Annotated in this window: 20 protein-coding genes; 8 read left to right on the plus strand and 12 right to left on the minus strand. The window is 50.3% G+C overall.

Going from position 1 to position 21,709, the window contains the following annotated elements:
- Window positions 1-3: 3 nt before the first annotated feature.
- The 11 genes from B160_RS31670 to B160_RS0113025 form a co-directional block, all read right to left on the minus strand.
- Entirely contained in the window at window positions 4-198 is a 195-nt protein-coding gene (locus B160_RS31670) for a hypothetical protein (RefSeq protein ID WP_018628352.1), read from the minus strand.
- The gene (locus B160_RS30660; RefSeq protein ID WP_169540057.1) at window positions 188-1,258 is read right to left on the minus strand and encodes a lytic transglycosylase domain-containing protein; all 1,071 of its coding nucleotides are present in this window, start codon (window positions 1,256-1,258) and stop codon (window positions 188-190) included. The genes B160_RS31670 and B160_RS30660 overlap by 11 nt, the downstream gene beginning before the upstream one ends.
- Before the next feature lie 97 nt (window positions 1,259-1,355).
- Window positions 1,356-2,975, minus strand: coding sequence for a cell envelope integrity TolA family protein (locus B160_RS29060; RefSeq protein ID WP_018628354.1), 1,620 nt, complete (start codon window positions 2,973-2,975; stop codon window positions 1,356-1,358).
- Between the two features lie 67 nt (window positions 2,976-3,042).
- Window positions 3,043-4,380, minus strand: coding sequence for a hypothetical protein (locus B160_RS0112990; RefSeq protein WP_018628355.1), 1,338 nt, complete (start codon window positions 4,378-4,380; stop codon window positions 3,043-3,045).
- Between the two features lie 23 nt (window positions 4,381-4,403).
- The gene (gene tssD, locus B160_RS29065; RefSeq protein ID WP_018628356.1) at window positions 4,404-4,886 is read right to left on the minus strand and encodes a type VI secretion system tube protein TssD; all 483 of its coding nucleotides are present in this window, start codon (window positions 4,884-4,886) and stop codon (window positions 4,404-4,406) included.
- A 19-nt stretch (window positions 4,887-4,905) separates the two neighbouring features.
- Window positions 4,906-5,355 (minus strand): hypothetical protein, encoded by a 450-nt coding sequence (locus B160_RS29070; RefSeq protein WP_018628357.1) that lies wholly within the window; start codon window positions 5,353-5,355, stop codon window positions 4,906-4,908.
- Between the two features lie 55 nt (window positions 5,356-5,410).
- Window positions 5,411-6,064: a hypothetical protein gene (locus B160_RS0113005; protein WP_018628358.1), complete on the minus strand. Its 654-nt coding sequence runs from the start codon at window positions 6,062-6,064 to the stop codon at window positions 5,411-5,413.
- A 12-nt stretch (window positions 6,065-6,076) separates the two neighbouring features.
- Entirely contained in the window at window positions 6,077-8,047 is a 1,971-nt protein-coding gene (locus B160_RS0113010) for a hypothetical protein (protein WP_018628359.1), read from the minus strand.
- An 11-nt stretch (window positions 8,048-8,058) separates the two neighbouring features.
- On the minus strand, window positions 8,059-8,691 hold the full coding sequence (locus B160_RS31370; RefSeq protein WP_018628360.1) for a PAAR domain-containing protein: 633 nt from the start codon (window positions 8,689-8,691) through the stop codon (window positions 8,059-8,061).
- A gap of 10 nt (window positions 8,692-8,701) precedes the next feature.
- Complete coding sequence (locus B160_RS0113020) at window positions 8,702-9,295, minus strand: DUF4123 domain-containing protein (protein ID WP_018628361.1); 594 nt, start codon at window positions 9,293-9,295, stop codon at window positions 8,702-8,704.
- Window positions 9,296-9,298: 3 nt separating this feature from the next.
- Window positions 9,299-11,212 carry a type VI secretion system Vgr family protein gene (locus B160_RS0113025; protein ID WP_018628362.1) on the minus strand — a complete coding sequence of 638 codons (1,914 nt, stop codon included), beginning with the start codon at window positions 11,210-11,212 and terminating at the stop codon, window positions 9,299-9,301.
- Between the two features lie 308 nt (window positions 11,213-11,520).
- Here B160_RS0113025 and B160_RS0113030 point away from each other — a divergent pair, with 308 nt between their 5' ends.
- From B160_RS0113030 to B160_RS0113060, 7 genes are all read left to right on the plus strand, one after another.
- Window positions 11,521-12,390, plus strand: coding sequence for a hypothetical protein (locus B160_RS0113030; protein WP_157558048.1), 870 nt, complete (start codon window positions 11,521-11,523; stop codon window positions 12,388-12,390).
- 38 nt (window positions 12,391-12,428) lie between these two features.
- On the plus strand, window positions 12,429-13,283 hold the full coding sequence (locus B160_RS30665; protein ID WP_018628364.1) for a TssN family type VI secretion system protein: 855 nt from the start codon (window positions 12,429-12,431) through the stop codon (window positions 13,281-13,283).
- Between the two features lie 65 nt (window positions 13,284-13,348).
- Entirely contained in the window at window positions 13,349-14,455 is a 1,107-nt protein-coding gene (locus B160_RS0113040; protein ID WP_040679849.1) for a hypothetical protein, read from the plus strand.
- Window positions 14,456-14,510: 55 nt separating this feature from the next.
- Entirely contained in the window at window positions 14,511-15,032 is a 522-nt protein-coding gene (tssO, locus tag B160_RS0113045; protein WP_018628366.1) for a type VI secretion system TssO, read from the plus strand.
- 27 nt (window positions 15,033-15,059) lie between these two features.
- Complete coding sequence (locus tag B160_RS0113050) at window positions 15,060-16,148, plus strand: PKD domain-containing protein (RefSeq protein ID WP_018628367.1); 1,089 nt, start codon at window positions 15,060-15,062, stop codon at window positions 16,146-16,148.
- A gap of 4 nt (window positions 16,149-16,152) precedes the next feature.
- A complete protein-coding gene (locus B160_RS0113055; RefSeq protein ID WP_018628368.1) occupies window positions 16,153-16,581 on the plus strand; it encodes a GPW/gp25 family protein in 429 nt (142 codons plus the stop codon).
- Between the two features lie 38 nt (window positions 16,582-16,619).
- On the plus strand, window positions 16,620-18,452 hold the full coding sequence (locus B160_RS0113060) for a type VI secretion system baseplate subunit TssF (protein WP_018628369.1): 1,833 nt from the start codon (window positions 16,620-16,622) through the stop codon (window positions 18,450-18,452).
- 17 nt (window positions 18,453-18,469) lie between these two features.
- Here B160_RS0113060 and hemW read toward each other — a convergent pair whose 3' ends face one another.
- Window positions 18,470-19,591 carry a radical SAM family heme chaperone HemW gene (gene hemW, locus B160_RS0113065; protein ID WP_018628370.1) on the minus strand — a complete coding sequence of 374 codons (1,122 nt, stop codon included), beginning with the start codon at window positions 19,589-19,591 and terminating at the stop codon, window positions 18,470-18,472.
- Between the two features lie 224 nt (window positions 19,592-19,815).
- Between hemW and B160_RS0113070 the strand changes: the two genes are divergently transcribed.
- Window positions 19,816-21,615, plus strand: coding sequence for a POTRA domain-containing protein (locus B160_RS0113070; protein ID WP_018628371.1), 1,800 nt, complete (start codon window positions 19,816-19,818; stop codon window positions 21,613-21,615).
- Window positions 21,616-21,709 lie beyond the last annotated feature (94 nt).

Consider the following 21,709-nt stretch of genomic DNA (forward strand, 5'->3'; position numbering starts at 1 on the left):
GGATCAAAAGTCGTTTAAAACGTATTGTCGTTCTGAACTTGTTTCAGAATCTATTAACTGATAACTATCTTCAGATGCCGAAACAAGTTCGGCAAGACAAATAAAGACTTTTGATGCAGCCACTTTTTTGCCCTGTTCCCGGCCCGGAGCGGATCCCGGATGAAAAGAAGATGCAAAACCGACCGGCTCATTTTTCATACACCAGGTTTTTCAGCAGAACATCGATCCGTTTTTGCGAAAGCAGGTCGGTCAGCAATATTCCTTTTTCCTTGTTGGTGTCCAGCAAGGTTACGTCGTGATCATACCCCAGCTTGAAAAATACCCGGTCATCAATGATCCATCCCTGCACGCCAAATTTGTACCCCTTGTACGAAAGACCCTTCCGGGCGGTCTGCAGGTCCTCATCCAGCACTACATCTACAATATCGCCATCCTGGAAATTTTTGATCTTCCCTTCTACATGCGCCATAACATATTCTTCCCGCACCACCGGCTCTTTTTTGCCGGCGTTTTTTGCAACCTCTTTTTCTATTTCCGTCAACACATCCGGGTCATTCACCACCTTAAGGTCCTTTTGGTCAGGCATGTTTTTGGGACCGGTCCTGGGATTAAAAATATTATACCCAAATTTTGAGTTATACAGCTCCGGGTATTCAAATAATTCCTTTACCGCAATAATCTTATACACGTATAGTGCGGTTTCCGGATTCAGCTTCATCGTAAAATAATTATATCCCTGCGCCCTGACCGCTTTTACAATATTTCCAATGCCAAAATTATACGCCGCGATGGTCAGTGGCCAGTTTGTTCTGCCAACAAACCGGATCAGCATATTATAATTATCCTTTATCAGCGTGCAGGCCATGCGCGTGGCCTTGTCAAAATTCTCCCGTTCGTCCCGGGCTTCGTTAATCACCAGCCCATAGCTCCTGGCGGTTGCAGGCATGATCTGCCAGATTCCCTTCGCACCCACTGCCGATTCTTCCGCCGTTAAAAAACCACTCTCCACGATCGGGAGGTATTTCAGATCCCGGTGCAGGCCATAGGCCGCCAGATACCGCTCCACCAGTGGAAAATATGCAAAAGCCCGTTTGCGCAGCGCGGGAAAATTGACAACATTCACCTGCTTCCTGATGGTATTGATCAGCTTATCCTGGATAAACTGCTGATCCATAGGAACGGGTTCTCCGCAGAACGAAACAATATGCTGGGCGTACCCGCAATACGGAAAAAAAACGGCAGCCAACACTGCGATCATATATTTCCTGTACACGTGCAACATCTTTAAGGTTTATTGGGGCAATACATAAAGGGGTCTTTATGTCATACAGGATCCCGGTCTTTTATCCACCCGGTTATTTCAGTTTCCTTTTGCTCTTTTTTTTGATTTCCGGATCGCTCCGTTCCCGCTTTGAGGAAACAGCCGCCCCAACCGTCGTCTGCACCCTGGCCAGCTCCCCATTATAGGCAGCGCCGGTGATCACGATGCTGGCAGTTCCTTTATCCTTTCTCCGCTCGTCTACAAACAATACCAGGCTTTCCTTATCCGTTACATTGGGCGACCGTGTTACAAAAACCACATACTGTACAGTGTGTGGACGGACCAGCGGAAAAAACCCGATATATGTCACATAGCTCCCTTTTACCATCATCTTCGCCTGCTCGGCAGCATCGTACCAGTACATATATGTTCTGCCCATCAGAAAATCCTCATCCGTATTGTTCGCTATCTTTAATTTATAATAGGTGTGCACATCTTTAAACACAATATTTTCCAGGGAAATCGTCACCGCTTTATTGACCGGCTTATCGGCAATGATATTGAGCTTATCTGCGATGTCTGTATGCAACAAGGAATCAGCGATCCTGAAATTTCTCAGCGTATCCCGTACCACATAAAAATCGGAATTTACGGTAGGCACCTGGTTCCTTGGAAAATTGTACAGATCGATGCCTTTCTTACCATACCGCTGCCATAACCCCGCTTCCGAATAGGCTTTATCCGCTGCCTTCTTTTTGTTCTCCGCCTCAAGCTTCGCCAGGCGCTCCTGCGCTTCTTTACGGGCAGCTTCTTTTTTTGCAAGCTCTTCCACTATTTTTTTATGCTTTTCCTCTTCCTCCTTTCTCTTTTTTGCCAAAAGCGCCTGCCGCCGTTTTTCCTTTTCCTGTGCTTCCTGCTGCGCTTTTGCCAATGCTTCGGCGTCTTTCTTTTCCTTTAGCTCTTTTTGCCTTTTTTCATCCTGCATTTTTTGCTGCGCCAGCGCTTCGGCTTCTTTCCGGGCCTGCTCGTCTGCCGCCTTTTGGGCAGCAGCAGCCTTTTCCGATGCCAGCTCCAATTGCCGCTCCTGCTCCCGGGCCTCCCTGCGCGCTTCTTCCAACGCCGCTTTCTTTTGCTGCTGTTCCGCAGCATTTTCTCCGGATGAAGCGGCTGGTGCCTTTGCCACTGCGTCTTCCTCCGCTTTTTGCTGCGCAGCCAGTGCTTCTGCCCGGCGGGAAGCCCCTGCTTCTTTCTGCCGCTGTTTTTCTTTTGCCAGTTCATCCCCCGAGGCAGTTTCTGTTTGCTCTTTCTGATCCTTTACAAAGGCTTTCAGCTCTTTTAGGTTGGAATGATCATACCAAAGGGGAGGGCGGCTGTCATCATTGATATCGTAAGAGGAATCGAATAACAGCCGGAACATATGGCTGCGCCCTCCCTCATTCACCAGCAAGCCGGTGGTAGGCCCGCTCTCCTTTTCTTTGTTAAACTGGATGGAGATCGATTTTTCTTCCCTCCTTTTGGGCACATAATAGTCATAGGCCGCCTCATCAGAAAAATTTATATTCACCACTTTATCCGGAAAGTTAATGATGGTGATGCTTTCGCGGCCAACAATGATCTTCTCCCCGTTAATATTCTGGGAGCTTGCATGCGCATGGTAAAAAGCGCAGCACAGTGCGATCAGGAAACATTTTTTAAAATAGCCGGGGCTGTACATGGCTTGAATATTGAAGTCTGAAATTCGGAATTTGATACTTGAAATTTGGAACCTGGTTTCACGGGACCTACGGATCATCATAATCCGTATCCCAGGTATTGCCTTCATCATTTTTTTGCCCTTCCATTTTGATCAGAAAATTTTTTGCAGGAAAATAGGGCTTCATATAAATATCCAGGTGGATATTGTCTTTTTTGATGGCGTCCTGCTCAAACCTCCGGATCGTAAAGTTCTCCACCAGCTTGCGGGGGCCAGAAATGCTGTCGAGGAACAACACGATCTGCGTCATCAGCTCCCTTCTTGTATTGGCGTTAAAATTCTCAAAGGCCCTCCTGTTCAGGAAATCGATCAATACTTTGGTTACATAATCAAACACCCGTACCACGGAATAGGTTTGGAGCCCCATATTCTCCCCGTTGAACAAGGTCTTTGCGGAAAAGGCGATAACCCGCCCCTGTTCCTTTACCATCGGGATCAGGCTCATTTTTTCCAGGTGAGCGATCTCACTTTTCTTCAGCTCAAAAGCCACACCGGTTACGTCTTTAAGGATGCCAAACTTCTTTCCCGCAGCTACCTGGCTCATTAAGGTTGCATAAAGTTTTCCCGCCAGCGCCGCAGAAGGTGGCATGTACAGATCCTCCTCCTCACCAGCTTGCGTATAGCCGCCTCTTGCTATCAGCCAGTTACAGGTCATCATTACACTGGACAAAAACTTTTCGCCTCCGGCGTGATGTACCCGTTCAAAAAGTTCCATCACATCATCCGGCTCATCCAGGTGTTCAAAATCCGTGATCAGCATCACTTTATTTTCATGTGCCAGCTTTGCCCATACCTCTACCGCTGCCCTGCTGCCCAGGTATCCGGGGATCACCAGCAGGCTGTAATGGTCACGAAGATCAAGGCGGTCGTAGTTCTTTTTGAATTCCTCGCGCACAAAATCGGTCAGCAACGGATCATCGGTATCTTTCAGCTCCCCCAGGTCCGCATTTACAAAAGACACATTGGGAACCCGGTCTTTTTCGGTATTCGCAAAAAAGGCGTGTACCGAACGGTACATACATTCCAGCTTACGCGTGGCCCCCAGGATCGTTTTCAGATTTTGCTGGTGGCGCACCTGCTGTTCCGCTGCCATTCTTTCGCAATACAGGATCATTCCGTCCACCGCTGTACCGGTGTCCAGTATGGTCTCCCAGATCCGCAAACGGGCCAGCAGGCGGGTACGTTCTTCTTCAAAACCAGCTTCTTCCAGAAACAGATCCTTCTGTGCCTTCCGGTCCGGATCCAGGTACCCGGATCCCTCGATAAAAGAAGCAAGAAGCAGGATCATTTCCTTTTGAAACAACGATGCTCCGGCAAGATCGTTTGCCGGCACGATAGCTGCGGTATGGTCTGTATTTCCCGTCATAACAGGTGTTTACCGGTCATTTATTAATCCGGTATAAAGGAATGAACGTTGCCGCCGGAAGCACTGCTGTCCGCGCCGGCCGGTGCGCCGGATCCCGAAGCGCCTGCGCCGGTATTTCCCCAGAACCTGGATTTATCAAAGACCTCCCCATCGATCTCGATCTTGCTGCAGGAAATGAGCAGGCCGATCGTCATCGGATTCTCTCCCGAGCCCGTAAAGGTTTCCGAGTAGTGGAGGCAATACCCGTTGGAGAACTGTACCCGGCGCATTGCCGCTTTTGTGTCCCGCTTCATAAAGATAATTTCGCCCTCCTGTGTCATCGTCGGGGAAAACATCCATTTGATAAACATGGTATCCAGGGAAGATTCAACGGTAAGACTGATGAGCCCCCCGTCTGTACCTACTTTCGGCTTCCCGTACTGGTCCGCGGACTTTTTAAAGTCATAGGCGGCGCTCAGCACGTTATATGTTTTGCCCGAGATCTTTAGTATTGCATAAAATGACATACAATTGTTTTTAGTTTCTTTATAAATAGGGTTCCAGTGCAGCGATCATCTTTTTGATCGTTGCCTGTAATTCGCTGCGCGTTGCTGCCGCCCCCAATGCCTGCTTTAATGGTTCGTTCGTCTGCAGCATGCGGGCAGCCTCTAAATATTCTTCCGTCTGAAAAGTGCCGCGTTTTAAAACACGGCTCTGCAGGCCGGCCATATCCGGTGCAAAATCCTCCAGGGCCCTGAGGTGCAGCGTTTCCTGGATCCTACTGCCGTCTGCTTCTTCCAGGACTACCGTCACTTCCGGCTGGTAATGGGCAAAGACCATTTCCAGTTGCTGCAGGCCCTGCACCACTGCCGGCTTCACCGGAACGGTTGCAGTAAACCGGCCTGCGATGAGCGTCCGGTTGGGAGCAATGTCGGCAACCGTTTCCACCGGCTGCCGGCCACCACCAAATTGCTGTTCGCCGAATTCGTCTGTCATGATCGGTATTTTATTTTTGTTTTTCCAAATACGGAAGTCGCTCTGCCGCGCACCATTACATCCATGCCGGCAAATAAACGGAGGGCATGGAAAGGACCGCAGTGCCGGTGGTGATATAATCTGCGGCTCCGGAGGTCTTCAGCCGCTCCATTGCCTGATGAATGCACTGGGTAGGCCGCTGCTCATGCGGATGCCAGGTATAGGGGTCGCGGATGGCTACCTGTATCTGCATCAAAAAAACAGTTCCCCTCCGCTGCGCCCGCAGCAGGTAGGCCCGGTCGCCGGTTTCCCGGTTGTCATAAGGGTTGTAATCATTCGTCAACCGCCAGTGCACTTCATCAATATTGCCATTTGCATTCAGCCAGTCTTCTGAATCATAATCCTCCTGGCCGACCGGGGGCGGATTTCCATCATCAACACCCCTTCCGATAATGCTTCCGGAATCGTTGTGTGGCCGGGCCCGGAGCTGCCGGCCGATGGCATCGAATACCTTTGTCCGGATCCTGGGATTTGAATGGAATAAAGCCGCCAGTTGCGGTTCTGTATAGTCCCTTCCGCCGCCCCGCCGGTAATGCCGCAGATGCGCGCGGGCATTGGGTTGCGGTGAGACCCATGTCCAGTAATTCATGATGGAATTATAGACCTGCTCATCCGTGGCGCCCGTGCAGATGGCCCGCGCTTTTAAATACTCTCCCAAACCGTCAAACATACCCAATCCATTTTATGATGCTGCCTTCCGGACAGCCGGAACCGTTTCTTGTGAAGAGCCTGCGCTCCCCGTTCTGTATTCATTTTTTTCGAGGTTAAAAAAATTGGTGCTCCCGGCGCGCTCCATACAATCCAGATATCCCGTCTCCAGGTCGATCGCATTCAGCACCGGACCATACGCTTTTTTTAATACCAGGTTATGACTATTGTAGATAAAGTACAGACTGTTCACGTCCTTGTGCACCGGATAGTTACTGCGGTTCAGAAATCCTTTTATCCGGCAGAGCTCGGTATCGAATTGCCTGATGGAGGTTTTCAGCCCCGGCTCCTCCGGGGTTCCCTCATCAAAATCTCCGAGGAACTTTCCTGTCAGCTGCTGCAGGGGCGCAAAAGCCGCGTCACCGGTTAGTTTCGAAAGAAACCCATTTATTCCATCCAGCGGCAGGTAATGCAGCAGCTGCGCATAGAACTTCTTTTTGGAGGGCATCATCGGCAGCAATAAAGCAGTAACCGCCTCTGCAATACAAGCCTGGTCCTCGCCGGAAAGGTCACTGTTTTCCAGGTCGACATCCTGCTCCTTTGTAACCGAAGCGATCCTGTTCCGGCAATGATCGATCATGGTTACCGACTGGTCATAAACAATGCCGTCAGCGGAAGACTGTTCCCCGCTTTCTTTCCCGTTGCCCGCCTCCTGTTGCTGCTTTACACCGGCAGCCATCTGTGCCAGTTTCTCCAGGTAAGGATCCACGCCAAGCTGGCTTACCGGAACCGGTTGAGGCGCCCGGATCTTTTTCACTTTCGTTTGTTTCATCAGTTTATCAAAGGCCTGACCGGCCGTTCCGGATCCAATGGAAAACAACCGGAGCGAAGCGGTCAGCCGATCCACAAGGGGGCAGAGGCAGTTCAGTATCTTTTCTTTCCGGATCCGCCCCGTATCAAGACTTGTACCCTGGCCCGCTTTTTTTACTTCCTCTATAAACGCCTCAAGCCGTTGCGCAGACTGCTTCGGAACCGTATCAAATCCCCGGAGCATTTGATCCAACTCCGGCAGATCCCCTGGCTTTATCAGGTCCGGAACGGCATTCACCAGTGTTTTTACGGCGTTCACACATTCTTCTATAAGGCCCTGCATTTCATTCTTCGCTTCCTTCAGCTTGTTAAGGTGGCCTTCATTGTCTTTACCTGTTCCAAACCCATCAATGCCCAGCAGCTTGCCCAATGCGGCTACCAGCCGGGTCTTTATTTTGCCGGTAAAAACAGAAAGCGTATTGGAATTGCATGCAGCCACCACCCGGCGCAACTCCTCGTTGGGCTCAAAATACTCAATGGCCTGTGCCGTAAGATCAAACCGGTTGCCAAATGCATATTTTTTCCCTTTCCCCCGGAAGGCACGTTCCTCGTCAAACCCGTGCTGGTTGCGGTAGAGCGGTGTGGCCACATACACCACCGACTTCACCCACCATTTATCCTTAAACGCTTCCTCCCTGCTCAGCTCGCTGATACACTCATTGGCTACATTGCCACCCTGTGCCAGGCCCACAAAATGAAAACAGGCGCTGTACTCCTTCCAGGAAGCCGTTTTTGCTTTTATCTGCATGCATAACTTCTGCCCTTCCTTTTTCCGGCCTTCCGCATCGGAAGCATCAAAATCAAAGACCAGCACTTCATTATCAACATGCAGCTTATCGGAGAGCTCGTTCTTCATTTTTTTCATGTACGCGTCCCAATCCTTATAATCCTTATAATAGGTGTATTCCTTATCACATTTCTTCTCCGGTTCTGTTTCTTCTTTAAAAAAAAGGCCCAAGCCCGGCAACGCAGCAGCGGCCGATTCCACTTGATCAACCGCTCCCTGTACGGCATCCGCAGCGCCTCCCAGCATCATATCGGCCTCCGCCGCGCCCATGGGCCGGTAGCGTACCAGGATCAACATCTGTCGGACGTCGTTGAGCTCAAAGGTTTGTTTTGTATCTGCTCCGGGCATATCGGTTATTTCTATTTCAGAAAGCTTACTGTACAGTCTGCCGTTGTATATCCCTGTAACGGCTGCGTTTCCCCGTTGCTGTTGGTTTTCCCCTCATGGATCTTTCCATCGCCGGTGCGGATCTCATAACGTTTTCCGGCAACTGCTTTTTGGGCTTCATCCTTAAGGGTAAACGTGGCCGTAAAATCCTCCCGGGTAGTCTTCGCAGCAGCGGCATTGCCTTTTTTGGCAGCCTCTTTTAGTGCCTGTGTATTGGCCATATCTTTTGCCTGGGCTGCACCGATCTTCCCGCTTTTCATTAAGTTGCCGCCCATACCGGCGCCCGTATCTCCGCCAGCACCGCCGCCGCCGGTTTCCCCGATCAGTACCGTCATACAGCCCACCACTATGCTCCCCCCGTGTGCGGTTATATCTCCCATTCTTGCTGCAGGTCTCCCGCCGATCAGCACACCGGCACTGCCAAGTACAATTACGTCCGGCGGACCGGTACACACACATAGATCACCCATTGTTGCGGCAGGCATCCCACCGATCAATACGTTAGGCACTCCGGCAGGCAGCACCGGGCCACCCACGTGGGGCACCAGCCCGTTGACCAGCGGGCATACATGCATATCTCCAATCCTGGCTGCAGGTTTTCCCATTGATGTTGTTTTATTCAATAAAGAATCTTCTTCGCTTAGGCTCCTCTTTCGGAATGCCAGCCGGTTCATCCGGCTTTTTATCCGGTACGCTTTCCACTTCCACTGCCGCGGCTCCGTCCTCCGGGAAGATGGCTGCTTTCCGGACCCGTTCCGCAGTTAAACGATACCGCTCATCCGGCTTCCAGCGATCCTGAAACGCTTCTTCGGCGCACTCGGTATAAAAACAATCAAAGAATTCGAAGAACATGATGCGGTCTTTTTCCTTCCATTCAGGAAACGCCTCCAATAATACCCGGGGATCCCAGATCCGGAAATAAGCAGGCCCCGCATCCGTGGCCTGATATACAAACCCCTGTAAAAAACGGATGACCTCCTCCAGTGGTTCTTCTGTTTCCAGCAGCATACAATGATCCAGCCGTATTAAAGCGCTTTCCTGCCGCAGGCTGTAAAAACCGGAGGCTGCTTCAAAAAGATAGGGCGCTGCATCCCAGATCCCCTCATCATCGGTACCCCGGAAAAGTGAAGCATGCCGCGGATACCGATGCAAGAGCTGTATGAGCGTATACTCTCCATTTAAAGCCGTATCGTAACATAAAAACCGCACAGATCAATTTATTTTAACAAGAGCTCCGGTCAGCGAGGCAATGCCATCTCCTTTTAAGTCCAGCATGGCACCGGCCAGCGTTGCCTGTGCTGATGCTTTAAGATCCAGCGACGTACCGGCATCTACTTTGACCATTTCCCCGGACAATCCGGCCGACGTCTTTCCCTCCAGGTCAAGCTGCACCTTCGCTTTCACCCCAATATGCCGCGCTTTCATATGGATCTCGTCTGCCTCCAGGTTGATGGTCTGGTCGGCCTTAATGTTGATGGTTCCGGCAGATATGATATCCATCACCTTGCCGTCCTGCTGCATGTCGATCTGCAGGATCACCGTATTCCCGCTTTTTACACCCAGGGTAACACGGCCCCTGTTCCCATCGAGAAACACAACGGACAAATTCGCCTCATCCTTTCCACTGGAGATCTGCAGGATCTTTTGCCCTTCCGTCTTCATCATAAAAACCCGGTTGCCCACCATGTCTTTAAAATCATCCGCCAGGATCATTTCTCCCTCTTTATCGTTCATCTCCAGCCGCCTGCCCGTTTTGGTACCGATCCGCTTTATATTATTGTCTTTTTCCGGTACGCCGGGTTTGTGCTTTTCGGTATAAATGGCGCCCATCACATACGGCAATTCCGCATTTCCGTCGGTAAACTGCACCATTACCTCATCATCAATTTCGGGAAGGAAGCGGAAACCTTTGTCTTTTCCCGCATGAGGTACCAATACCGATATCCAGGGCGTTTTTTCATCTTCCTTCATCCAGGAGAACCGCACTTTTACTCTTGCCATACCGGCGTCATCCACATTATCCGTAACCACTGCCAGCTGGGAATTGGCCAGGGGAGCGATACCGGCATTGGTATAGGGCGGCACTTCCGCTTCTGCGGGTATGGCGGTAAAGCTGTTGTGATAATGATCCGGCTGCGTGCAGTGATGATGAATGTCTGTAATGATGAAGTGTTTCCCCCCGGAATCGTCCCGGTCCTTTATTTTTATGATCTTCCCGATCGAAAGCCGGTTATTGCGGGTATCGCCGGTAATGGCAGCGGACCGCGCATAGCCGGCCTGCTGTTCGATACGGAACATACGTTCGATGTGGCTTTGATTGAAGCCCGAACCGGCAAAATGATGCCCCCAGGTTTCCAGGGCTTTCTTGCCCGCATTCCCGGTTGCCTGTAATATAGGACTTCCGGGTGCTTCGGCCTCCCGGGCAGCTTTTATCGTTTCTCCCTTGTAGCTATCCGTTCCTACCGCATCAATGGGGTTCCGGAACATATGTGCATGGATATTCAGATTGTACACATCATCGGGAGCATTGAGCTCCACAGCCGCTCCTTCGGGCTTTTTTCCAAACACCAGGTGCTCTCCGTCATAATGCATCCATTCTCCAAAACGCATGGCCAGCGCAGTCGTAAACCCAAACAGCGTCTGGTTGTACTGAACCATATAAAGCAGCTCCGAGCTGAATGCAGGATTGTTCTTAACCGCCGGTTTGATACCGGAGTCCTTGTATGCCTTTTCAATAATATTGGAAAGCGTCTGTTTGTAAAAGGAATGAAACTCGGGTACCTTATCCACTTTACAGAACAAACCCGATCCTTTGATCTGGAATTCATAATTATGCTCATCTGCCAGTGAAGAGTTCACCTCCCGGATAAGACCTTTAAAACGGTGTTGCAGCGCACCGGAACCGTCTTTAAATTCTATTTGCAGTTCCTTTCCCAGGATATCCTTTTTAAACCGGATGATGGAGTCGAGCGTAGCCTGGTCATCATCAGCCCGTATGGAAAATGAAAAATGATTTACGCTGATGAATGATTCATCCAGCAGCAGGTTTGAGAACACAACGGGCTGGCTGTTTTTGTATCCCTGGATGACGATCTCCGTCTTACTTAAAATGGCGTCGTTCGACATTTGTTGTAGTTTAAGCCGGCTTCAAAACAGATGAAATGAACACCCCGCAGGTCTGGTAACGCAGATGGCCCATACATGGGCTCCATCCCTGTTGTTCTTTTCTTAGATTACCCGGCTCATGATTGTATAGTTTACAGAATAGGTTTTTATTCTTCGTAAAAATAGATCATTGCCTTACTACAGACCATCGCTATTATTAGGTATAGACGGCCCCCTCCTTTTTTTCTATTTTTGATCATCCGAATGATATTCATCTTGAATCACGATGTCATAATTAAAACAACATGAGCTCCCGGGATCACTATATTATGAAACCTCTGTTTCGCGCAGAAGCCATATGCGCCGGACTGGTGGAGTTGGGAGTGGAGTTGGAAAAGATCGTGGTTAACCCGAAAGGTGGTTTCCGGAAAAGCTTCAGCAATGATGTATCCGAAATGGTCGCAACCAAAACTGACTGCACTTTTGAAATGGTTGTGAACAGAGACGGCATCTACGACAAGCTTCCGGAGGGGCTCTTTCACCAAACCCGGGGAAACAGCAAGGTGCGTACGGTGCAGGACGCCGTTGAGGAGCACAAACGGTTCAAGGAAGAAGAACGGCGGGCGCGGAGTTTTTTTGCACCCCTTGAGCAGTTGCTCTTCCGGTACCAGGTTTTTGTTGAAGCCGAAGAGCGGGATGCGCTGTTCCATTTGCAAAGCGGAATGCGGGACCGCTCCTGGTTCCGCTTCTGGAACTTTAACGAAACCCTTCCGGAAGAAGAGGCGGGCAGGATGGTGCAACTGATGCCTTATTTACATTTCATAAAAGGCGATCCCTTGTCAACAGCCGCAGCGCTGAGCCATATCCTGAACAAAAAAGTGCTACTGAAGGAAGAAACGCGTAAAAGCACCCGTTCCCTGCAAGGCGCTGCTTCCCTGTCCGGCAGCTTTATGGGAACGAATGGTGTTCTGGGGCAAAACACCGAAGAGCTTTTTCATTACTGGATCTTCACCATCGAAGGAAAATCGAATCTCGAAATGCAGCCATTTATCCCGCAACCTAACAAAACAACCATTCTTCAAAAATTTGAAGACCTCTTTATTCCATTTGAAATAGATGCGCAGTTCGAGTTTGAAATACAGGATGAGGAGGCCGGTAAGGACCTCGGCGCTGTATTGGGTTACGGAGCCCATATTTAGCCGGGAGCCATAAAGATTTATTTCAAAACTTCAACAATATGGCGTTAAAGTTTTTCATACTCTACGCAGGTATCTTTCTTTTCTCTTCACTGGCACTCATACCCCTTGTCCGGCAAATGAGCAGCTCGTTCAGCAATATGGGTAAAAAGCCGTGGATCTTCAGTTTTGTCAGCGGCGCAATTTCATCCGCCATTGCCTTCGTCATCACCTATATTACCCGCGACCTGTTTACCACATTCTGGTTGCTGAGTGCCGTATTTCTCCTGCTGGGTATCCTGTTCCTGCTGCTGATCCATAAGAAATACTTTCGCGCCCGCCGTGATAACCGGAACAGGCAACTGTTTGCGGAGTTGCTCTTCGGCATTTCCATCATTTTCTTATGTGTAGCCGTCTTTTCCTCCCTGCAATACTTCCTGAAAGACCGGAACTTTATGTATTTCCCGGTATTGCTTTGTATGCTGTCTTTCTTCATTCCAGTTTTGCTCCTGCATACCTTCGACGCAGCCACCGGCATTCCCTTGCCGGAATATCCTGCCTGGCGGTATCCGGAGCAGACCATTGAGATGCCTGATGAAAAAGAAGGCGAGCACCTGTATGTGATCTGGTTCGAAATTGTAAAAAAGATCACCGGTTCCGGAAAGCGGACTTTTTTCAGAGGCAAGGCGCCGGAAGATATGCTGCTGGGAGATCTGTTCTATCACTTCATTAACGAATACAATGAAGATCACAGCGAAACCCCGATCGAATATGGCAGCCAGGAAAAAGCAGCCGGATGGATGTTCCGGACCCGGCCCCGATGGTACCGTTTTTCGAAAGTGCTGCATGCAGACATTACAGTAGCGCAAAATCATATAAAAGAAAATACCGTCATTATTTGCGAACGCGTTCAATAAATACCTTCAAAAGCTGAAACATGGATAACGGATCAATTTTTTTGCGTGTAAACTGGTCAGATGGCATGAAATTAAACAAGGAGTTATTCATTGCCCAGGATAATGCCACTGCCGCCGCTGCACACCAGCTGATCGCCACAAGTCTTTCCCCTGTCCGGTACGGGCTGCTGCCCCGGGAAAAGAATTTCAACGTCCGGATGGCGGTCGACAATCAACATACCATCAGGATATCGGTGCTTTCCCTGAAAGCCCTTACCCAGGGAGGTGTTCCGGTAATCATCGACGCCTTTACGGATGCATCCGCTACGGATGGGGTACCTGCCGTGTCCCTGGAGATCGATGTGCATCAAACGGCCACCTGCTGGGTGGTGCTGCTTGTAAAACCCTTCGAAAGGAACCCCGCCGGCATTATCGACCCCCACGAAACTCCCGCACGGTTCCCGTTTGTAAAGGCAGGCTTCGGGGTGCTCATCGCTGATGACCGCGACATGCATCAATATATTCATCACCCGGAGGCCCTCGTGATCGGCAAGATCTCGGTCAACGGCAATGTTGCGCACATTGAGGAGGAATACATTCCTCCCTGCCTGTGTACCGCCGCATCTTCTGACCTCCTGGGTTTGCATGCTGAACTGGACCAGTTCCTTGCAGGGCTTGAGCAATCCTGCTCCCAGATCGTTCAGAAGATCTACAAAAAAAGTCAGCAGAATGCGTTGTCGGAGCTGGCGCGGTTCCTGTGCGACCGGATGATGCTCTTCCTGGGGCAGGCTCTTACAGAATATCGCTGGAACCTCATTGATGAGCCACCCGCAAGAATGCTCAGCTATATTGCCGCCCTGGCAAGGGTCATCAAAAACACCATCGACCTGCGCGCAGGCTCCGGCAAGGATGAACTGATGAATTATCTGTGCGAGTGGTGCGAGCTGAACCAGGGAGAACTGGAAGGATTGCTGAATGAAATGGCGCTCCTGCGCTACAACCACAATGACATCAACGAAAATATCCGGCAGATCATCCGGTTTGCCAAGGTCGTGGGTAAGCTGTTTTCCACATTGAGCAATCTTGAGTTTATCGGCAAACGGAAGGACGCAGGACTTTTTGTTAAAGAAGAACAAACGCTACCGGACAATGATATCAGCGCTCCCAAACCCAAAAGAAGGTTTTTTGGATAACCGTACCGCCATCCCGGATCCCTGTTGATCAATCCCCATAAAAAAAAGAGCATTCATGAAACCCAATAATACCCCCGAAAGAAACAGTGCCTTTGCCCGTTTTCTGCTTTTCTTTTTCCTGACCATTGCGCTGATCGTTGCCACCGTTTTCTTTGGGATCCGGATCCCCTATGCAGAAAATGAAAAGCTCCGGGAGCAGCTTGCCATCATCGAAAAGGAAAACCAGTTCCGGGATCAGTTTGCCAATTATATGTTACAGACCCAGTCGCTGCTGGACAGCGTCAATATAGATCCGGCCCGGTCCGGCCTCGTGGATGGCCGCATCACACAAAAGATCCAGGAGCTGGATGCCCAGTTGAATAAAAACGAAACCAGCTCCAAAGAGATCTACGCCCAGATCATCAAAGCGCTCAACAATACCCAAACCGATAAAAAGGGCCTGAGAGCCGCCAGCAGCAAGGACTCGGTAGTAGCGATGTACAATGCACAGATCCAGGAACTGAAAAACTCGCTCACCAAATGGCAGGACTCTTACAAGCAGCTGGAAATGCAAAACCTGCTACTGCGTCAAAAATAACCGGTCAGATCATTCATTCAATACACTATGCATTTTGTATATACCAAACAATGGGGCAGGCTGGATTTCAGAATATGGATCTCCCTGATCACTGTAGCCGTTATCACACTGGCGCTCTTCAGCTACAAAGTAGCTACAAATGTGTCCTGCCCTGATTTTCAGCTAAAACCGTCCAGCAATATCAACCACCTTTCAGAAGGCCCCAACACCTATTTCGTAAATGAGCAGGTCCGTTTTTTTGCCACCCGTAATGATGCCAGCCTGATGGTTACCTGGAATTTCGGGGACCGGTCCGCCACACAGATCGGTGCATCCGTAACCCACAGCTTCATAAAAGAAGGCAACTACCTGGTTACCGCACTCATCAACGGAAACTGTACGGAATCCATCAATATCCGGATCATTCAGAACAGCACTATGACGGGTACAACCGGCAGCCCGGATCTCAACCGTATCGTTTCGGACGACATTGTTTCCATCGGCAACGAGATCGACTTCAATACTACTGCAATATCTACCACATACAACTGGAGTATCGACGAGCTTCCGGAGTTGGGGCAGCAACAGACCAAATCCGCAAAATTTATTTTCACAAAAGCCGGTGCTTTTACCGTAACGCTGAAGCTGGACCAGGGTGCGCAATATCAAAAGACTATACAGGTTACCGATCCGCTGGGAGCCGGCGTCGGCACCTCCGACGTTCCGCTTCCTCCGGGCCCTGCAGAAGCGGGGCCGCCGCCACTACCCGGCGAAATCACCGAAAAAAAACCGGAAGCGCAGCAACCTCAGGAACCCGCACCAGCGGCGCAGGAACCTGCCCCCGCCGCTTCAAAAGTGTATGAACAGCTGCCCGAACCTGCCATACAGGCCATGCTGGAGGAAGTAACGGAAGGTAAGAAAACAGTGAATGACTTTAATAATATCCTGTGCAACGGGGCCGGAACAAAAGTAATGGCCAATGATCAGTCCACAACCTTTGCCGCACTCTGTAATGAGCTGAAGGAAAAAAAGGGACTGCCCCTGCTAAAAAGAAAAAGAAGGATCCAATCCTTTAAAGTAGTACGGGATCCCGCAAATGGAAATTGTGTAAAAATCATTTATATCACCTATAAATAATCCTTTGAAAGAGTATTTGAAATTGCCCCTGCGTTTTGACCAGTTCTTTGATAAAAAGAAACTGCCATCCTGCGGGTTGATGGATTCCATTTTCCGCAACCTTCACCTGATCATTACCACGGTGCCGGGGGAGAACAAAACCGACGCCGCATACGGTTCCTCCTTCTGGGAAACGGATTACGATATTCACCTGGACAATGACTCCAGAAAGGAGCTGATCGCGGGCAATCTCAAAAAACAAATCGGGCTCTATGAAAAAAGGATCACCAACGTGGAGATAAGCGTGGAGGTGAAGCTGGCAGTGCTGAAGACCGCAGATGCCGATCTTCCCAGAAGAAAAATAGAAGTCACTGTAAACGGGCAGATCCGGAAAACCCTGGAAACATTCCGGTTCCAGACGGGTTTATTCATCGGACCGCTTACATTGGACTAACAGTAAACGATGCATAGCTACAATCACAATATCAGGCAATGGAACAATTAAAAAAAGAGCAGATCCGGGACCGGATGATCCGCCTGGCGGCCACCCACTGGCAGGTTCCGGAAAATGAAATTGAAGCCAACTTCGATCCGCTGCTGATGCTGATCTTTGATGTGCTGGCAGGAGAGGTCGAAAACATCGGCCACCAGATCAATGATGTCAGAGGTCATCTGCTCAGCGAGCTTTCAACGCTGATGCTTCCCCAGGCACTGTTAAGGGCAAAGCCCGCTTCCTGCATCTTAACGGCAACACCTGCAGAAAAAACGGCACTGCTGAACCAGGAGCATTGTTTTAGTACAGTAGCCGTTACCCAAACGCCCGGCACACCGTCGTCAGAGACCGAGCTTTGCTTTACACCCAACGGCGAAGTAAAACTGTTTCAGCTAAATGCGCTTTTTCTAAGGGCTGGCAGCAGGGTTTACCGGCTGGCAGAAACCGGGCGCAAACTATTGGTACATGAGAACCCGCAGGATAAAGAACCCGTTAACGAGATCCACTTTACACTTCATGCCCGGGAAGCGTTTTCCTCGCTCCGGGGCCTGCAGTTGTTCTTTGACCTGAAAGGGCATTCGGAAGCTGCAAACTTTTATTTTGCCGTTCAGCATGCCCGGCTGCTGATCAACCAGCAGGAAGCCCCTTTTACCAAAGGTTATCACCAGCAGGAACAATACGATACCAGTCTGAAAGACAGCCTCGAAAGGGATGGCGATTACAGCCGGAAGATCCGGAAGGAAATAGCCGGCGTTTATGAACAGCAGTTCATTACCGTACAGCAGGGATCCGTTGGACCTGCACCGGAAGACGCTCCCATCCTGCTTCACCTGCCGGACAAACTCCAGGAAGAGATCAAAGCAAAAGAGGTCATTTATGTTACACTAAAACTGAGCCGGTATTTTCAACAGGAGGTCCTGGAGCGGTTACTGGTAGGAGTGAATGCATTCCCTGCTTTGAACAGGAAACCGGAAAAAATTCATTTCAAAACGGAAAAATGGATCAATATCGTTCCGCTGCCTGTAAACGGATGCTACCTGGATATCAAAAGCATTGAAAGCACCGACGGCGGCAGCTATAAACTGCGGCCGGACCCGGGTGATGACAATATCTACGAGGGACAAGCTATTGTAAGAACAGCACGGGTAGGTAAAGAAAGCAGCCGCGATGTACGCAATACCATTAACAATCTCCTCGAGCGTATCCGGGATGAAAGCGCCTACTTCAGCAGGGTCAGTAATGATTTTATTTCCTCCCAGCTCAATGAGATCTCAAAATTGCTGGCACGGCTTCAGGACCGGCTGGCGGCTTCAAAAGATGAAAAGCCTGCATTTAATTATGTGCTCTTACGATCAAAAAAAGAGCAGGAAACCGTATTTGTGCAGTATTGGTCCACCACACCGGCGGCGGCATCTGCGGTAAAAGCGGCAGCGCTGTTCAAACCCGTGATGCATGCGCTGACCACCGGGCCCTGTGCGGCGTTGACCACCGTTAGCGGTGGCGTGGAAAGCTATAGTGACCATGCACAAAAACAAATGCTGCTGCGCCAGCTTTCTTCCAGAGGCAAGATCATCAGCAAAGAAGACATCCGGCTATTGTGCTACGAGCTGTTCGGTACCCGGCTGCAGAACGTAGTTGTGAACAAACAGATGAACGTGCTCCCGGGCGCCCAAACGGGCATTGCACGAACGATCGGGATCGATCTGTATCTTAAAGAGAATAATGACCCGGAAGAGGAACTGTCTTACCTGAAAAAGCTGCTGTATTACCAGTTGGAGACCCATGCTTCCTTTGCGTTCCCCTTCGAGATCCGGATCATTCCGGCGGACTGATGCCACGACCGCTCCTTCTATTCTGTTGCAAACAGATCGGCGGCAATGCCGTCTGCAAATAGTTTGCCTTCCTTTGTTAAGCGAATACGGGCATTGTCCACGATGAGCAGGCCCCGCGCAACATGGCGCGTCGCCTGTTTTAGGATCTGTTGCTGTGCCTCCTTGCCCAGCTTTTTCAGCTCCAGTCCTTCTATTGTCCGGAGGGCGATCATAACATACTCATTCTGCTTTTGAATCGGCGTCAGCACTTCCTCCTCATAGGGTATGGTTCCCGAACGGATGGCCCGGATGTACTGCTGGTTGTTTGCAATATTCCAGCGGCGTACGTCTCCGTTAAACGAATGCGCCGCCGGCCCCAGTCCGTAGTAAGGCGTTCCCTTCCAGTAGGCGCTGTTATGTCGGCTGCGGAATCCCGGTTTTGCAAAATTTGAGACCTCATAATGCTCATAGCCAGCGGCCTGCAGCCAATCCATCAGCAGCAGGAACTGTTCCGATTGCAGGCCGGCGTCCACGGGCTCTTTTATATGTTTCCGGATCATTTTATCCAGCGGCGTCTGAGGCTCCACAGTTAGGGCATAGCAGGATAAATGAGGAGCGCCCAGCTCCAGGGCTGTTTGTACATTTTGCTTCCAGCGGTCGTTGCTCAGCCCCGGAACCCCATAGATCAGGTCCAGCGTTATATTGCTGAAATACTGCACGGCAAGCTCCAGTCCCTTTCTTGCCTGTACCGCGTTGTGCGCCCGGTTCATCCACAAAAGGTCCTCTTCAAAAAAGGATTGTACGCCAATGCTCAACCGGTTCACGCCCGCGGCTTTCCAATCTTCCAGCTTGCCGGTGCTAAGGTCATCCGGGTTGGCCTCCAGCGTTACCTCCGCATTCCCGGCCACAGGATATGAAGCTCTTACCTGTCTGAGCAGGAAATCAATTTCAGCCCCGGACAGCAGGCTTGGCGTTCCTCCCCCCAGGTAAACGGTGGCAACCGGCTCCGGCTTTATAAAGTCTGACGCTGCGGCAAGCGCTGCTTCCTCCCCAAGCGCTTTTACCAGCGCTTCCCGGTAATGCAGCGATGTGGAAAAATGAAAATTGCAATAGTGACAAGCCTGCCTGCAAAAAGGAATATGGATATAAATACCGGACAATGATCTATGATTTTTTGTTTGCTATAAAAACTGGGCACACCCACACAAGCCGAACGGGATCAGGCATGTACATAAATTGCGCTGTGCAGACAGGCGTTTATAGCACTGATCTGCGAATCAGGGCCATTCCCAACCCCATATACAGCCGACCTATTTAATAATTCATGCGCCCGCCCCGCGAACGGCCTACCATTCACCAAAATAACGTTTATTTGTGTTTCTGAATGGCAAAGGTACAATACCATTTAACGCTCCTGCTATTTTTATGGACCGGCTTCCACGCCGCATCCCAGAACCGGTATGCGCTGATCATTGATCCGGCAGATCAGGACAGCAATTTTGTAAAGGGAACCCTGGGTATCAAAACCGATTTTATCAACCAGGACGATTGCCGCCAGTACACCGGCCAGCTGCTTTCCCTGTTGCAGGCAAAAGGTTATGTAACGGCTTCTATCGACTCGCTCCGGTTCGATTCCACTTTCGCCTATATGCAGCTTTTTACGGGCTTGCGTTATGCGTGGGACTCGCTGACCGCCACCGGGGAAAGCCTCCGGTGGCTGGCCATGGCCGGCTATGACGCGCGCCTGTTCACCAACCGGCTGCTGGACTATTCTTTATTGGAAAACCTGCAACAGCGCATGTTGAATTATTTTGAAAACCATGGGTATCCTTTTGCCAGGATCAGTATGGGCGCATTGCGCATCAACGGCAATAAAGTATCGGGACAGCTGCAGGTACAACCCGGCCCGCTGTACAGGATAGATAGCATCCGCATCACCGGCAATGCAAAACTAAGCAACGATTACCTCCAGAACTACCTTGACATTAAAAATGGCTCGATATACAACAAAGAAAAGCTGCAGCGTATCAGCACCGAACTGAAAAAGCTGAATTATATTGAAGAACCCTATCCACCGCGGTTTTACTGGGGAAGCACGGGCGGTCTTGTTGAGGTGTTCCTGCAGCAAAAAAAGAGCAACCAGGTCAATTTTATTATCGGCTTTCTGCCCAACAGCGATGCCCAATCAAAAAAAATGCTGATCACGGGCGAAGGATTGCTGCATCTTAAAAATGCATTGGGCGGGGGAGAAACCATCGGGCTGGTCTGGCAAAGACTTGAGGCCGCCTCCCAGCGGCTGGACGTTGCTTTTCTGCAACCCTACCTGTTCCGGTCACCTTTTGGTCTCGATCTTGCTTTTGATATGTTAAAGCGCGATTCCAGCTACCTCAACTTCGAGTACCGCATCGGAACACAGTACGTCATCAACACCCGGCAAACGGCCAAGCTGTTCTACAACCAGTTTTCCACGATCATTAACAGCATCAATAAGAATGAGCTGCTGCAGACCCGGAAGCTGCCGGGCGAGGCAGCGGTCCGCATCTCCAATATCGGCCTGGAATACCAGCTCAATACCACCAATTATATTTTCAATCCCGTTTCCGGGCTCGACATCCAATTTACAGGCACTGCCGGCATTAAAAAAATAAAAAAGAACAACCAGGTATTGGAGCTGGAAGACCCCGAAGATCCGCTGTTTGATTTCGGAAGTTTGTATGACACCGTAAAGCTCCGGTCGGTACAGGTACGCACCCGGCTGCTGGCGGCCCGTTATTTTCCACTGTCCGGGCGCGGCACCAGCACCGTAAAAGCTGCAATACAGGGAGGCTATCTTGCCGGGGCAAACATTTTCCGCAACGAGCTTTTCCAGATCGGCGGTTACCGGCTGCTGCGCGGGTTTGACGAGCAAAGTCAGTTCCTTTCGCAATATGCCATCGGTACGCTGGAATACCGCTACCTCGTTGGCGAGCACTCCTACCTCAACGCTTTTGCCGACGGAGGATGGGGATACGACGGCAGCAGGGGCGCTCATAAAAATTACAACTACCTCGCAATGGGCATTGGTCTGGCCTTTGAAACAAAGGCCGGAATCTTCAACCTCGCCTGGGCCGTAGGAAAGCGGAACGATACCCGGTTCAACCTGCGACAATCCAAGATCCATTTCGGGTTTATTAATTATTTTTAGTTTTCAGAGATGAGATTTGAGCATGGAGCATCGAAATCTGAGATGGCTGCGTCCCTGTTCGAAGGGATGTAGCTTTCAGCTAAGAACCCGGAAC

The organism is Niabella aurantiaca DSM 17617, from assembly GCF_000374125.1.
In the GTDB taxonomy this organism is placed as follows: domain Bacteria; phylum Bacteroidota; class Bacteroidia; order Chitinophagales; family Chitinophagaceae; genus Niabella; species Niabella aurantiaca.